Source organism: Aeribacillus sp. FSL K6-8210 (assembly GCF_037963925.1).
Classification (GTDB): Bacteria; Bacillota; Bacilli; order Bacillales; family Aeribacillaceae; genus Aeribacillus; species Aeribacillus composti.
Genome location: NZ_CP150172.1, coordinates 1,056,969 through 1,070,736, shown reverse-complemented (window position 1 = coordinate 1,070,736; position 13,768 = coordinate 1,056,969). Strand labels below are relative to the sequence as shown.

The 13,768-nt window shown below is 40.9% G+C and carries 13 protein-coding genes; 4 read left to right on the top strand and 9 right to left on the bottom strand.

The features are described 5' to 3' along the window. Nucleotides 1–334: 334 nt before the first annotated feature. The 9 genes from argF to NSQ41_RS05265 form a co-directional block, all read right to left on the bottom strand. Complete coding sequence (argF, locus tag NSQ41_RS05305) at nucleotides 335–1,255, bottom strand: ornithine carbamoyltransferase (protein WP_063387016.1); 921 nt, start codon at nucleotides 1,253–1,255, stop codon at nucleotides 335–337. Further along, a complete protein-coding gene (locus NSQ41_RS05300; protein ID WP_144596630.1) occupies nucleotides 1,252–4,329 on the bottom strand; it encodes a carbamoyl phosphate synthase large subunit in 3,078 nt (1,025 codons plus the stop codon). Before NSQ41_RS05300 ends, argF begins: the two co-directional genes overlap by 4 nt. Next, nucleotides 4,322–5,386: a carbamoyl phosphate synthase small subunit gene (locus NSQ41_RS05295; RefSeq protein WP_063387018.1), complete on the bottom strand. Its 1,065-nt coding sequence runs from the start codon at nucleotides 5,384–5,386 to the stop codon at nucleotides 4,322–4,324. The genes NSQ41_RS05300 and NSQ41_RS05295 overlap by 8 nt, the downstream gene beginning before the upstream one ends. A 57-nt stretch (nucleotides 5,387–5,443) precedes the next feature. Next, nucleotides 5,444–6,601, bottom strand: coding sequence for an acetylornithine transaminase (locus NSQ41_RS05290; RefSeq protein ID WP_339211156.1), 1,158 nt, complete (start codon nucleotides 6,599–6,601; stop codon nucleotides 5,444–5,446). Then, entirely contained in the window at nucleotides 6,598–7,410 is an 813-nt protein-coding gene (gene argB, locus NSQ41_RS05285) for an acetylglutamate kinase (RefSeq protein ID WP_327856678.1), read from the bottom strand. The genes NSQ41_RS05290 and argB overlap by 4 nt, the downstream gene beginning before the upstream one ends. Then, nucleotides 7,373–8,593: a bifunctional ornithine acetyltransferase/N-acetylglutamate synthase gene (gene argJ, locus NSQ41_RS05280; RefSeq protein WP_339199133.1), complete on the bottom strand. Its 1,221-nt coding sequence runs from the start codon at nucleotides 8,591–8,593 to the stop codon at nucleotides 7,373–7,375. The genes argB and argJ overlap by 38 nt, the downstream gene beginning before the upstream one ends. Before the next feature lie 18 nt (nucleotides 8,594–8,611). Continuing rightward, the gene (argC, locus tag NSQ41_RS05275; RefSeq protein ID WP_130158453.1) at nucleotides 8,612–9,649 is read right to left on the bottom strand and encodes an N-acetyl-gamma-glutamyl-phosphate reductase; all 1,038 of its coding nucleotides are present in this window, start codon (nucleotides 9,647–9,649) and stop codon (nucleotides 8,612–8,614) included. Nucleotides 9,650–9,977: 328 nt separating this feature from the next. After that, nucleotides 9,978–10,286 (bottom strand): metal-sulfur cluster assembly factor, encoded by a 309-nt coding sequence (locus NSQ41_RS05270; RefSeq protein ID WP_063387022.1) that lies wholly within the window; start codon nucleotides 10,284–10,286, stop codon nucleotides 9,978–9,980. Nucleotides 10,287–10,352: 66 nt separating this feature from the next. After that, on the bottom strand, nucleotides 10,353–11,102 hold the full coding sequence (locus NSQ41_RS05265) for an alpha/beta fold hydrolase (RefSeq protein WP_066248429.1): 750 nt from the start codon (nucleotides 11,100–11,102) through the stop codon (nucleotides 10,353–10,355). Nucleotides 11,103–11,231: 129 nt separating this feature from the next. Between NSQ41_RS05265 and NSQ41_RS05260 the strand changes: the two genes are divergently transcribed. The 4 genes from NSQ41_RS05260 (at nucleotide 11,232) to NSQ41_RS05245 (ending at nucleotide 13,671) form a co-directional block, all read left to right on the top strand. Continuing rightward, nucleotides 11,232–12,041 (top strand): Cof-type HAD-IIB family hydrolase, encoded by an 810-nt coding sequence (locus tag NSQ41_RS05260; protein WP_339211154.1) that lies wholly within the window; start codon nucleotides 11,232–11,234, stop codon nucleotides 12,039–12,041. 132 nt (nucleotides 12,042–12,173) lie between these two features. Beyond that, the gene (locus tag NSQ41_RS05255; RefSeq protein WP_063387024.1) at nucleotides 12,174–12,314 is read left to right on the top strand and encodes a hypothetical protein; all 141 of its coding nucleotides are present in this window, start codon (nucleotides 12,174–12,176) and stop codon (nucleotides 12,312–12,314) included. A gap of 315 nt (nucleotides 12,315–12,629) precedes the next feature. Beyond that, nucleotides 12,630–13,508 (top strand): DegV family protein, encoded by an 879-nt coding sequence (locus tag NSQ41_RS05250; RefSeq protein WP_339199128.1) that lies wholly within the window; start codon nucleotides 12,630–12,632, stop codon nucleotides 13,506–13,508. A 31-nt stretch (nucleotides 13,509–13,539) separates the two neighbouring features. Then, complete coding sequence (locus tag NSQ41_RS05245) at nucleotides 13,540–13,671, top strand: DUF3941 domain-containing protein (RefSeq protein ID WP_082829462.1); 132 nt, start codon at nucleotides 13,540–13,542, stop codon at nucleotides 13,669–13,671. The last annotated feature ends 97 nt before the right edge of the window (nucleotides 13,672–13,768 follow it).

The window sequence follows — 13,768 nt, the reverse complement described above, 5'->3', positions numbered from 1 at the left end:
ATTGTTGGCTATCAGAAGATTTTTCATGTATAGACAGAAACACCTTTGATAATTTTCATTATGTGATGTACTTCGAAACTTTACTCAACGCCCAAAATCGAACCCACTGCATATGGCATCCTTTTGAAAAAATCGTTTAAGCGTTCAAGCACCGAATGCTGGGTCAAAAGCTCTTTTTACTGTTTCTGTGAGAAACATTATTTCCAATTATTTCTAAAATCGTCTCACCTGTCGTTTTTTTTGTCTGGATATACATGCAGTAGAGTAAAACCTTTCGCCCCGTTTCAAAAGAAAAAAGCAGGAGATCATCCTGCTTTATCAACGAAAGATCTTGTTAAGCCATAATTTCTTTTAAAATTGCTTTTTGCGCATGAAGGCGGTTTTCGGCCTGCAAAAATACCGCTGATTGGCTTCCGTCCATCACTTCATCTGTCACTTCCAAACCGCGCGCAGCCGGCAGGCAGTGAAGGAAGCTTACATCTCGTTTTGCTTTTGCCAGCAAGGATTGATTTACTTGAAACGGTTTAAATGCTTTCATTCTTGCTTCTGTTTCTTCTTCCTGTCCCATGCTGACCCAAACGTCCGTATAAATAATATCAGCATCCTGAACCGCTTCGTCTGGATTATGAATTAATTCGACTTTGCCGCCCGTTTCGCCAGCAATTTCTTTCGCCTGTTTCAAAATGCTTTCATTTGGCTCATAGCCTTCTGGGGCTGCGATCGTAAAATGAGCGCCAACTTTTGCGCAGCCAACCATAAGGGAGTGGGCGACATTGTTGCCGTCGCCAACATAAACGACTTTTACGCCTGAAAATTTGCCTTTCAGCTCATAAATTGTCAATAAATCAGCTAACGCTTGGCAAGGATGGTACAAGTCGCACAAACCATTGATGACAGGGACAGTTGCATATTCGGCAAGCTCTTTGACCCGATTATGGTCAGTTGTGCGGAGAAGAATGGCATCCACATATCGCGACAATACTCTCGCTGTATCAGCGATTGTCTCACCGCGCCCGAGCTGTAGCTCTTTTGAAGAAAGAGCAAGCGCATGTCCCCCTAATTGCAGCATTCCTACTTCAAAGGAGACACGAGTTCGAGTGGATGATTTTTCGAAAATCATCGCCAGCGTTTTCCCATGAAGAACGTTTGATAGCGGATTTTGTTTCAATTTCAATGCTTCCTCGAGCAAATATTGAATTTCTTCTGATGTAAAATCAAGCAGCTTTAAAACGTTACGACCTTTAAGTGTGCTCATAAACTCATTTCGACTCCTTTATCTGACAGTTCATGTAAAGAAATAGGCGTGTATTTGCTAACTGTTAGTGCACTTAAAAATGCCTGAAATGATGCTTCTTCCGTCAATACCATAATTCCTCGTTCAAGCGCTTTTTGTCGTCTTGCCTTTGCCTGATCGTTTTCTTCCGGATTATAATAAAGCACCGCTTCTTTTTTCTCAAGCCAACTTTCAAAATTATCCGTTACCGGTTTTATATAATCGAGTACATCATCTTTCTTATCTCCATCCACAAAAATACCGTCCGAATGAATTGGAAATAAATGATCGAATACCTTCCGCATCGCTTCCTCCACAGATTTGCCGACACACATTCCTTCGCCCGTCGATTTCATTTCCGGACCTAGTTTCATATCGACATCTGAATGGGCGTGCGTTGAAAATACCGGATATTTAATAGCCACATATTCATGGGCTGCTATTTGAGGATGTAAGTCAGTTAACATTTTTCCGGTTAAAATGGTTGTCGCAAGATCTACTAACGGCACTCCGGCAACTTTGCTGACGATCGGCACAGTCCGGCTCGCACGCGGATTCACTTCCAGCACATAAACGTCCTGACCATCAATTAAAAATTGAATGTTCATAATGCCTTTATATTGCAAATGTTGAACCATTCTTTCCGCATAGTCGGTCATTTTTTCTTTTATTTCTTTTGACAACGACACAGCTGGAAAAATCGCATAACTATCGCCAGAATGAACACCAGCGGGCTCGATATGCTCCATAAATCCCGGAATAAACACATTTTTCCCGTCAGCTATTAAATCAACCTCCGCTTCCTGACCAAAAAGGAATTCATCTAAAAGAAGAGGAAAATGATTTTCGTCCGTCTGCTCCACTAACGAAAGCAGCTCTTCTTGATTTTTTACCTTCACCATGCCTTTTCCGCCAATAACATATGAAGGTCTTAACAGGATCGGATACCGCAGCTTTTTCGCTTCCGATATCGCCTCCTCTTTTGTATGTGCCATTGCTCCTTGAATGTGCGGGATATTCGTTTCGTCTAATAGCTGATAAAATCTTTCTCGATCCTCCAATATGTCCAGAAGCTCAGAAGTTGTACCAAGCAGCTTCACGCCTGCTTTTTCAAGCTTCTCCGCTAAGTTGATCGCCGTCTGGCCGCCAAATTGGACGAGCGTTACGTCAATGTTTTCATTTTCAACAACATTTAATATATGCTCGACTGTTAACGGCTCAAAATATAATCGATCCGCTGTTTCATAATCAGTGCTGACCGTCTCAGGATTATTGTTGATCATGATCGCGTCATATCCAAGCTTTTGCAATGTTTGAATGCAGTGAACAGCACTGTAGTCAAACTCAACTCCCTGTCCGATGCGAATCGGGCCGGAACCAATGACAAGCGCCTTCTTCTTTCCTCTTGTGGAGACAGCTTCGTTTTCACCGAAAACGTACGTAGAATAGAAATAATTTGTTCTCGCTTCAAATTCTGCTGCACATGTATCAACCATTTTGAATATGGCTTTAATCCCCCACTCTTTACGGAGCTTTCGGATTTCTTTTTCTTCTGTCTTTTGCCAATATGAAATCGAACGGTCGGAAAAACCGAAAAATTTCAGTTCTTTTAAAAGGCTTGGAGACAGCTTTTCTTTTTTCGCTTTTCCTTCAAGTTCAATTAGATGGTTGAAAACATGCAAGAAATAATAGTCAATTTTTGTCTGGCTGTGAAGCTCATCTATAGAAACTCCTCTTCTTAACAGCTCCATTAAGATGAAAAAGCGTTCATCATCTGCATGCTGGAGGCGGTTAATAAGAGCTGACGTATCTTCTTTCACAAGCTTAGGCAAATAAATGCCGATATTATTTAATTCCAACGATTCCGCAGCTTTTTGCAGAGCGGCTTCCATCGTCCGTTCGATCGCCATCACTTCGCCGGTTGCTTTCATCTTTGTTCCAAGCTTCCGATCTGCTTTTGTAAATTTATCAAACGGCCAGCGCGGAAATTTGACAACTACATAGTCAAGTGCAGGTTCAAAGCTGGCATATGTCGACATCGTTAACGGGTTCTTCAGCTCCGCTAATGAGTAGCCAACAGCTAGCTTTGCAGCCATTCTGGCAATTGGGTAACCGGTCGCTTTCGAAGCAAGTGCGGAAGAGCGACTTACCCTAGGGTTGACCTCAATCACGTAATATTGCTTGCTTTCAGGGTCAAGTGCAAACTGAATGTTGCAGCCCCCGACCACCTTTAATGCATCGATGATTTTCAAAGCCGCCTGCCGGAGCATTTGATATTCTTCATCTGTTAATGTTTGAGATGGGGCAACAACGATCGAATCCCCGGTATGAATTCCGACTGGATCAATGTTTTCCATATTGCAGACGGTAATACAAGTACCTTTTGCATCGCGCATCACTTCATATTCGATTTCCTTAAATCCGGCAATGCTTCTTTCCACAAGCACTTGATTGATTGGGCTCATTTTAAGTCCATTTGTGACAATGGAAATAAACTCTTCTCGGTTGTAGGCGATGCCTCCGCCTTTGCCGCCAAGCGTATAAGCCGGACGAATGATAATCGGAAAGCCAATTTCATCAGCAAATTGAAGGGCGGACGGAACATCCTCCACAATTTTGCTTTCCGGGATCGGCTCGTTCAAATCAATCATCAGCTTTCGAAATAGCTCCCGGTCCTCCCCTTTTTGAATCGATTCGATCGAGGTTCCGAGCAGTTTCAAGCCGTATTTTTGCAAAATCCCTGCCTGATCAAGCTCCACAGCTAGATTTAAAGCCGTCTGGCCCCCCAATGTTGCCAAAAGGCCGTCTGGACGTTCTTTTGCAATTATTTTTTCAATGCTTTCCACCGTAAGCGGCTCTGAATAGACCGCATCGGCAATTTTCGTATCGGTCATAATCGTTGCAGGATTGTTGTTAACAAGTACAACTTCAAATCCTTCTTCTTTTAACGCCAAGCATCCCTGTGTCCCAGAATAGTCAAATTCCGCCGCTTGGCCGATAATGATCGGACCTGAACCGATCACTAGTATTTTGTTTAATGATGTATCTTTAGGCATAGACTTTTTCTCTCCCTGCTGCTACATATGTGTCTAAAAATTCATCAAAAATAAAACTAGCATCTTCCGGTCCTGGATGGGCTTCCGGATGAAATTGAACAGACATGACTTTCAATTTTTCATGCTCAAGCCCTTCAACTGAGCCGTCATTGACATTTGTATATCGCAATTTAAGAGGTGTTTTTTCCAAGCTTTTTTTATCCACCACATAGCTGTGGTTTTGTGATGTAATAAATACGTTTCCTGTTTTTTGATCAATTACCGGATGGTTTGCTCCGCGGTGCCCGAATCTGAGCTTTGTTGTATTCCCGCCAAACGACAGGGCAATCAGCTGATTCCCTAAACAAATCCCGAGCGTCGGATATTGCTTCATCAATTGGTTTAATGTTGAAAAATAATTTTTCATTTGCTTTGGATCGCCCGGTCCGTTCGACAGCACGATGCCATGCGGCTTGATTTCAAACACTTTTTCCATTTGATGAAACGGAACGACTGAAACTTTACAGCCTCTTTTCAGCAAAGAATTCAAAATCGATTTTTTAAATCCAAAATCAATTAACGCAATGTGTGTCGCACCATTGCCAAACGTTTCGATTTCGCTTGCAGAAACGTCGCGAATCGGAAAATCGGAGAGCTTATCCTGAGAGTCGTATTGTTTGTCTTTTGAAATGACCGCATGCAATGTCCCTTTTGATCGGATTTGTTTGACAACAGCTCTCGTGTCAACATTTGTTAAATAAGGAATATTCCATTTTTGTAAATAGTCTTTTAATGAACGGTTCGCTTTATAATGGGAATAGTGTTCAGTCAGCTGAAAAAGGATGACCCCTTTCACCTGCGGCTTTTTGCTTTCAAAATCTTGATCATTGATACCGTAATTGCCAATAAGCGGATACGTAAAAACGACGATTTGATCTTTGTAGGAAGGATCTGTCAACACCTCTTGATATCCTGTCATTCCTGTATAAAAAACGAGTTCCCCTTTAACAGGAGACACGATTTCATCCATCTTGCCTTCAAAAACTGTTCCATCTTCTAATACAAGATAACCTTGCATATTGAACACCTCTTTGATGTATATTTATACAACAATTTGCAAGAAAATTCTTCTCTTTTAGGAAGAGAAGATCTTTTCTTTTTTCAAAACAGAAGCAATAATGCCCAGTCCTAAATCAATTTCTTCATTCGAAACAGTGAGCGGAGGAAGAAGCCGTAACACATTGGATCCAGCTGAAAGTGCTAGAAGTCCTTCTTCTCTTAAAGAAGCAAGCACTTTATTGACCTCAATATCCAGCTCAATTCCAAGCATCAATCCTTTACCCCGCACTTTTTTTACAGTAGGCACATCTCTCAAGAGTTCTGATAGACCTTCGAACAGCCGCTGACCTTTTTCCTGAACGCTTTGCAAAAAGCTTGGCTGAAAAACAGTTTCCAAAGTCGCTTTCGCAGCTGCCATAGCCAAATAATTCCCGCCGAACGTTGAACCGTGTGTTCCCGGTGAAAAACTTTCGATCAATTCTTGTTTTCCGATCATGGCTCCGACAGGAAATCCGCTTCCCAATCCTTTGGCGACAGTGATAATATCCGGAGAAATGCCGTAATGCTGGTAGCCGAATGCTTTTCCGGTGCGTCCGATTCCAGTTTGCACCTCATCGACGATGAATAATGCGCCGATCTCCCTGCACTTTTCTTCTACCGCCAGTAAAAATTCCTTCGTTGCAGGAATAACTCCTCCCTCGCCCTGAACCACTTCCAGCATAAAAGCAGCTATATCCTCATCATGAATGTTTTTCACCGCAGCTGCATCATTGTAAGGAAGATATTCGAACGTAGGAATGAGAGGACCGAACCCTTTATGTACTTTTTCTTGAGCAGTAGCCGTCATAGTCGCAAATGTTCTGCCGTGAAAAGACTGGTAAAATGTAATGATTTTATGTTTGCCGGTATGTTTTCTAGCCAGTTTTATGGCGGCTTCATTCGCTTCGGCGCCGCTGTTCGCAAAAAATACGGCATCTCCGCTTGAATGCTCCACCAATTGCTTGGCAACCTCTTCTTGAAGGGGGATATGAAAAAGATTAGAAGTATGCCATACCTTTTGCAGCTGTTCAGTGATGGCATCCGCCACTTGCTTCGGACAATGACCCAGGTTGCATACAGCAATTCCGGAAATAAAATCTAAATATTTTTTTCCGTTTGCATCATATGCATAGCTTCCTTCTGCTTTTTCAATCGCCACATCCCACTTCGCATAGGTTGGAAATAAATAACTCATTTGACCACGACCTCTCGTTTTTTCGTAATTTTCGTCCCGATCATTTTCCCTTCCTTAAAAATACGGTCGTTGCCGCTCACAATCATCACATGCTCAAGCTGATCAGAAAGCGCATCTAAAGCCGCCTGTACTTTCGGAATCATCCCGCCGTAAATAACCTTCTGTTCAATGAGTTTTTCGATCATCGTTTCCGTCGCTTCTTCAATAAGCTTGCCGTCATGTAAAATTCCCGGAACATTCGTCACAAACAGCAGCTGTTCCGCATTTATTTTTTCAGCAATTGCACTAGCAGCCAGATCTGCGTTGATATTTAATTTTTGCCCATCCGCCGTTATGCCGATCGGGGCAATGACTGGAACATAGTCAAGAATTAGCAGCGAACGCAATAGTTCATCATTAATCTGCTCGACTTTGCCGACAAAGCCAAGATTTTCTTCATCTAAAAATGACGAGACAATTAGCTGACCATCAGTGCCTGAAAGGCCGATCGCTTTCACATTTTTTTGTGTCAACAGAGCCGTAAGCTGTTTGTTAATTTTTCCTGAAAGAACCATTTCTGCAATTTCAAGCACTTCTTTTGTCGTTTTACGCATGCCGTTGTAAAACTCGCTTTTTACATTTAATTTTGTCAACATATTGTTAATGTCCGGTCCTCCGCCGTGGACGATAATGACCCGTTTCGTAGTTAACAGTTCTTTTATGCTGTCTAAAAAGCTTTCTGACAGCTGTTCCAGCATGCTGCCGCCAAGCTTAATGACAACAATCGGTTTATCATGTCCGGTAACTTGCATTGATTTTGACATACTCATATGTTAAATCACATCCCCATGCTTTTCCTTGTGCTTCACCATTATTTAACATTACCTTGATTTCTACGATTTCCTGATCCAAATATTGGATCGCTTCTTGTTCCGAAAATGAAGCCGGCAATCCGTTTTTAAATAATAAGATATGGCCGAGATACACTTCCATTTGATTCGGATCGAATTCCGCTCCGCTGTAGCCGGCGGCGCACAAGATTCTTCCCCAGTTCGCATCTTTTCCATATATTGCAGTTTTGACGAGGGAGGATCCGACAATCGTCTTGGCAATGATGTTCGCTTCCTGCTTTGATTTAGCCCCATTAACAGAAACTTCAATCAATTTTGTCGCGCCTTCACCGTCTCTGGCAATTTGCTTTGCTAAATCTTCGCTTACTTTTCTCAACGCCTCTTTAAAAACAGGCCAATCTGGATGCTCTTCCGTCAGCATTGAGTGTTCAGCTTTTCCGTTTGCTAAAACAAGCACCATATCATTTGTTGATGTATCGCCGTCAACGGTTATTTGATTAAACGTTTCATCGATAACTTCTCGAAAAGCTTGCTGCAGCGATTTTTCATTGATATTCGCATCTGTCGTCAAAAACCCGAGCATTGTCGCCATGTTGGGATGAATCATCCCCGATCCTTTTGCTGCTCCGCCGATGGTCACCTGTTTTCCCTCGATTTCAAATTGATAGCAGGCAGTCTTTTCACACGTATCTGTTGTCAAAATAGCCTCGGCAAAGCTTTTGGCTCCTGCTGATGAACGTTCATATTCAATATTGTTGATCCCCTCTTGGACTTTTTCCATGTTTAAATATTCGCCAATCACTCCTGTTGAAGCGACAGCCACAAGATGATCTGCAATTCCAAGCTTTTCAGCTGTCCATTTCCGCATTGCGTATGCATCGCTTAAACCTTTTTCGCCTGTACAGGCATTGGCGTTGCCGCTGTTGACAATCACCGCTTGAATTTTGTTTTCCTTTGCAATGCTCTCTTTTGTCACAAAAATTGGGGCAGCTTGCACAACGTTTTGTGTGTAAACAGCTGCAGCTGTTGCTGAAACGTCACTATAAATGATGCCGATGTCTTTTTTATGAGTGTAGCGGATGTGCGCTTCATAGCCGCCTGCATAAAAGCCTTTCGGTGTTGTAATTGAACCGTTGTCTATTTTTCTTATTTTGGTTGTCACTAGAAGTCCTCCTTGATGTTATGGATATACTGGCAAAAAGTTTAGTCCTTCATTTTCTTGGAATCCTGACATAATGTTGAAATTTTGCACTGCCTGCCCTGCAGCGCCTTTCATCAAATTGTCAATGACAGATACGACTGTCAACCGACTTGTTCTTTGATCAAATGCAAGACCGATATCGCAATAATTCGAGCCGAACACTTCCTTTGTGCTTGGGAACGTTCCGTTTGTACGCACTCTCACAAATGGTGAATGTTTATAAAACGATTCATATAAATCTACTAATTTTGAAGTATTCCATTCTTCTAATAATTCAATATACATTGTCGCCATAATCCCTCTTGTCATCGGCACTAAGTGGGTGCTGAACGAAATGAAGCCGACTTTCTCGTCCCACTTATGAAGCTCCTGTTCAATTTCCGGTATATGCTGATGCTGATGTACTTTATAAATTTTGAAATTATCTTGTATTTCAACAAAGCTTGTAGCAAGCGACGCGTTCCGACCTGCACCTGAAACACCCGATTTTGCATCAACAATGATCGAGTTCTCTTTGACGATTTTTTCCCGCACAAGCGGTGCTAGGCCAAGCAAGGTTGCAGTTGGATAACATCCAGGATTCGCCAAAATTTTAGCGTTCTTAATATCCTCACGATACAGCTCTGTCAAGCCGTATACCGCTTTCTGCAAAAGCATTTCAGGCGCTGGTGCTTTTTTATACCATTTTTCATAATCATTACTGTTTTTTAACCTTAAATCGCCTGATAAGTCGATGATTTTCAATTGATCGTCAAGCAATTCCGGCGTCAGTGAAGCCGATATCCCCGACGGCGTCGCAAGAAAAACAACATCATTTTCTTCTTTTATTTGATCCGGCTCTAGCGGTTTTAGTTCATTTTCTTTTATATGGGATAAATGCGGATATTCGTCAATATAGCTCTTTTTTTCTGCTGAAGATGTATATAAATGAATGTTTTCGACATACCGATGATTGGCTAAAATTCGATAAAGTTCCACACCGCCATATCCTGTTGCCCCGATAATTCCTATATTCAACCTCAATCACCTTCAATTCATTCCGTTAAATTAGTTACCATTATAATACTGTATAAAAATAAAATCAATTGTATATTTATAATTTTTCTGTTCAAAAACAAGGATTCTTAATGTAGTAGAGAGCAGGGAATCCCTTGCAAATTATCCGGATATGCCATGCTGAAGAAAAAATGCAAATTATGTTTCGGGATAAAAGCTCCATTATGGTGAGAGATAAACAAAAGAAGCGATAAAGACGAAAATAAAAACATAATGACACTTGCAGCCAAATTGATAAAACATTTGCATAAAAAAAAGACTGGCCTTTTCCGCCAGTCTGCACAAGTTTTTATTGAATACCCAAGGCAATTTTTGCGTATCTGGACATGCGGTCCTTCGTCCAAGGTGGATTCCAAACGATGTTGACATCGACATCTTTGATTTCCGGAATTCCGTCAAGCGCAGCTTTTACTTGTTGAACAATTGTTCCAGCAAGGGGGCATCCCATTGCCGTCAATGTCATAGTTACTTTGAGGACTCCTTCATCGTTCAGTTCCAAATCATATATTAATCCTAAATTGACAATGTCAATGCCGAGTTCTGGGTCAATAACTTGTTCAAGAGCACCCATTATATTTTCCTTCAGCGCTTCATCCATTTCGATCCACTCCTCTTATATTCGTTAATTACATTATATCGAAGTTAATGTCACATTAAAAATTTTCTACCTCAAATGCCGTACAAACCATTCAACCGTTTCTAGCACCCCTTTTCGAGACACCTTATGCCCTGCATCCTTTTCCGCAATAAATGCCAAATGTTCCGGATTGTCAGCATACAACGGCTTTATCTCTTCATAAAATTGATAAGTAGGAGCGAATGGTACAACTTGATCCTTCATCCCGTGCCAAAACAAAAGGGGGCGGTTGCATAACGCTTCTTTATGTACGGATAAATCATACTCATACAATGCATCGAATTGCTGCTGAATTTCTTCTTCAGACAACGGAAAGGTATAGCCTGCTTTTTGATAGGAGTCCACAAGATATTTGAAAAATTCCTGATAATTTGGGCTGCCCATTAAACTGACAGCAGCTTTGATCCACGGATATTGAGTGAGCGCTCCAAGTGTAGCAACACCGCCCATGGAAGTTCCCGCTACCCCTATATTTTTCCCGTCAATCAATTCTTTTTCAAAAAAATAATTTTTTATTTTTTCGAGCTCTTTAACAGAACTGATAACAATATTCCAAAAATTTAAATTTAAGTCAGCCTCTGAAAGATTCTCATCCCTCTCTCCGTGAAATTTCGCATCAGGCAATACTACTCGCAAACCTTTTTCCGCCAAAAGATAGGCAATGTGCAAATTATGCTCTTTTGCGCTCGTAAATCCATGGATAAACACAACAAGCGGCAGCTCATCTTTTATAAAATCTTCTTTGCATACATGCAGTACAGGGATATTGTCCGCCATCGTATGCTCAACAATGACCTTCAATTAGGATGCTCCTTTCATTATTTTTTTGCTAAAATTAGTTTAACATATGGACAAAAAAGATGGAAAAAAGATACACTAAATAAAAACAAAAAATGAGGAGAGATTATGGCCAAAAAACATTTAATCGCATTGGATTTAGACGGCACATTGCTGAAAGATGACAAAACGATTTCTCCTTTTACAAAAAATGTTTTGCAAAAAGCACAAGAAGAAGGGCATATCATATGCATTTCAACAGGAAGGCCGTTCCGCTCGAGCAAAATGTATTACGAAGAATTAAATTTAAAAACCCCGATTGTCAATTTTAACGGGGCCTTTGTCCATCATCCGCTGGATGAATCCTGGGGATTTCATCATACAACCCTTGATGTATCTGTTGTAAAAGAAATTGTAGAAATCGCCGAACAGCATCAAGTCCATAACATTTTAGCAGAAGTGCTTGATCATGTTTATTTTCATTACCATAATGAACAATGGTTGGATATTTTCAGTATAGGAAATCCGAAAATTGAAATCGGCAACTTAAAAGCTGTTTTAAATCGCGATGTCACAAGCATGTTAATCCATTCAGATGAAGAAAATGTCAAGCGGATTCGCCATTATTTAAATGAAGTTCATGCGGAAGTTGTAGACCACAGAAGCTGGGCTCACCCGTGGCATGTTATTGAAATTATCCGAGCAGGCATTAATAAAGCAGTCGGATTGCAAAAAATCGCCGAATTTTACAATATCCCTCGAAAGCAAATTATCGCTTTTGGCGACGAAGACAATGATTTGGAAATGATCGAATATGCGGGATTAGGCGTTGCAATGGGAAACGGAATTGAGCGGCTCAAAGAGATTGCTGATGAAATTACGCTGACAAATGAAGAAGACGGAGTTGCAAAATTTTTAAAGGAATTGCTGTCCCTTTAATCTTTGCAAAAGTCCAAAAGTTCGATTATCTTTTTACACCTCACAACAATTGACAAGGATTTAGATGTTTAAAAAGGGATACCCTATAATTGACGAACTCATTTCGTCAATGATCAAAAGGGGGATTCCAACTTGGGCAAACGGAATAAATCGAAACGATTCATTGAGCAAGGAAAAGGTGCTGTCAAAAAACATGATGAAAAGTTTCCATACCGTATGACGTTTGCCGAATCAGAAGCAAGAGTCAATAACGAAGCAAGCTTCGAAGGATAATGCCCTTCCGTTCATTTTCGAATCCTTTTAAGGGCTGTTTTTATAATGAACAGATCGAATTTGAACAGACCAATCTTTGTACAGCATCTGCATCGAGAAAAAATCGAGCAGGCATAACACCATCCAGAATGCCGATTGTACGGCACATTTTGAACAAGGAATAAATATGAAATGGACGAAACGAGCTCCTCTTGTTTCGTCCATTTTTTCTTTTTTTGTCCTTCTTTTTTAAATTTTCAGTTTGCACAAATTGTATTGTTTTCTATTTGTGATCAAGATAGACTATATGTAAATGAAAAAAAGTAGGTGTGATTAATGAATATTCACATTATCGCTGATAGTGCTTGTGATCTGCCTGTCTCTTTTTTAAACGATCAAGGCGTTTCTTTCATCCCTCTTCGTGTCCACCTTGGCGAGAAGGACTATGAGGATCAATTGACAATCAAACCGAAAGAAGTTTACGACTATATGAGAGCTGGAAACGTTGCTAAAACATCACAAGCATCACCGGAAACAATCACCAATCAATTTGAAAAGCTGGCGAAAGACAATCAGCCGGCGCTGTATATTGCCTTTTCTTCCGAATTGTCCGGTACATATCAAACTGCCGTTATGGTTCAGCAGCAATTGCTTGAAAAATATCCGAATTGGAAACTGCAAATTATCGATTCGAAATGTGCTTCACTTGGGTATGGACTTGCTGTCCGCTACACCATTCAATTAGCAAAACAAGGACTTGATTTAGAACAAATGGCAAATGCAGTAAAAGAGTATTGCAGTCATATGGAGCACATTTTTACAGTTGATCGCCTGGAATATTTGGCTCGCGGCGGGAGAATCAGCAAAACATCTGCGTTTGTTGGCGGACTGCTTAATATCAAGCCGCTTTTGCATGTCGAAGAAGGAAAGCTGATCCCGCTGGAAAAAATCCGCGGGAAAAAGAAGCTTTACCGGAGAATTCTTGAGCTGATGGAAGAGCGTGGAGACGGATTGAGTGAACAGACAATCGCCATCAGCCATGGTGATGATGAAGAAGCAGCTCTCGAATTAAAACAATTAATTGAAGAAACGTTTCATCCAAAAGAAATGATCATCCATACGATCGGTGCTGTCATTGGTGCACACTCTGGCCCCGGCACCCTTGCTGTATTTTTTCTAAATAAACATATTCAAGAAGCTTCATGGAAATCATAAGTATATAACAGTATGGAAAGGAGCTTCCTGAATGTCCAAAACAAGCGATAATGATAAAAAAGCTGTAGACAACAATGCAAAACGACACGAAAAAAATCTATTGAAGGAAAAAAATCGAGAGCTTGGAAAACGGCAATACTCAAAGAAAACGGATCATTTATAATGCCCGCCTGTCGGGCTTTTTCTTTTTTTGAAATATCTCTAAAGGCGAGTCTTCCACCTCTTCTATCCGGACGTTCTGAAAGAAAAAGACGCTTTCT

What these genes read in the sequence shown, in the direction of transcription:
- argF (WP_063387016.1), bottom strand. Translation starts at nt 1,255, where the DNA reads ATGAGCACACTTAAAGGTCGTAACGTTTTAAAGCTGCTTGATTTTACA.
- NSQ41_RS05300 (WP_144596630.1), bottom strand. Translation starts at nt 4,329, where the DNA reads ATGCCTAAAGATACATCATTAAACAAAATACTAGTGATCGGTTCAGGT.
- NSQ41_RS05295 (WP_063387018.1), bottom strand. Translation starts at nt 5,386, where the DNA reads ATGCAAGGTTATCTTGTATTAGAAGATGGAACAGTTTTTGAAGGCAAG.
- NSQ41_RS05290 (WP_339211156.1), bottom strand. Translation starts at nt 6,601, where the DNA reads ATGAGTTATTTATTTCCAACCTATGCGAAGTGGGATGTGGCGATTGAA.
- argB (WP_327856678.1), bottom strand. Translation starts at nt 7,410, where the DNA reads ATGAGTATGTCAAAATCAATGCAAGTTACCGGACATGATAAACCGATT.
- NSQ41_RS05270 (WP_063387022.1), bottom strand. Translation starts at nt 10,286, where the DNA reads ATGGATGAAGCGCTGAAGGAAAATATAATGGGTGCTCTTGAACAAGTT.
- NSQ41_RS05265 (WP_066248429.1), bottom strand. Translation starts at nt 11,102, where the DNA reads ATGGCGGACAATATCCCTGTACTGCATGTATGCAAAGAAGATTTTATA.
- NSQ41_RS05260 (WP_339211154.1), top strand. Translation starts at nt 11,232, where the DNA reads ATGGCCAAAAAACATTTAATCGCATTGGATTTAGACGGCACATTGCTG.
- NSQ41_RS05250 (WP_339199128.1), top strand. Translation starts at nt 12,630, where the DNA reads ATGAATATTCACATTATCGCTGATAGTGCTTGTGATCTGCCTGTCTCT.
- NSQ41_RS05245 (WP_082829462.1), top strand. Translation starts at nt 13,540, where the DNA reads ATGTCCAAAACAAGCGATAATGATAAAAAAGCTGTAGACAACAATGCA.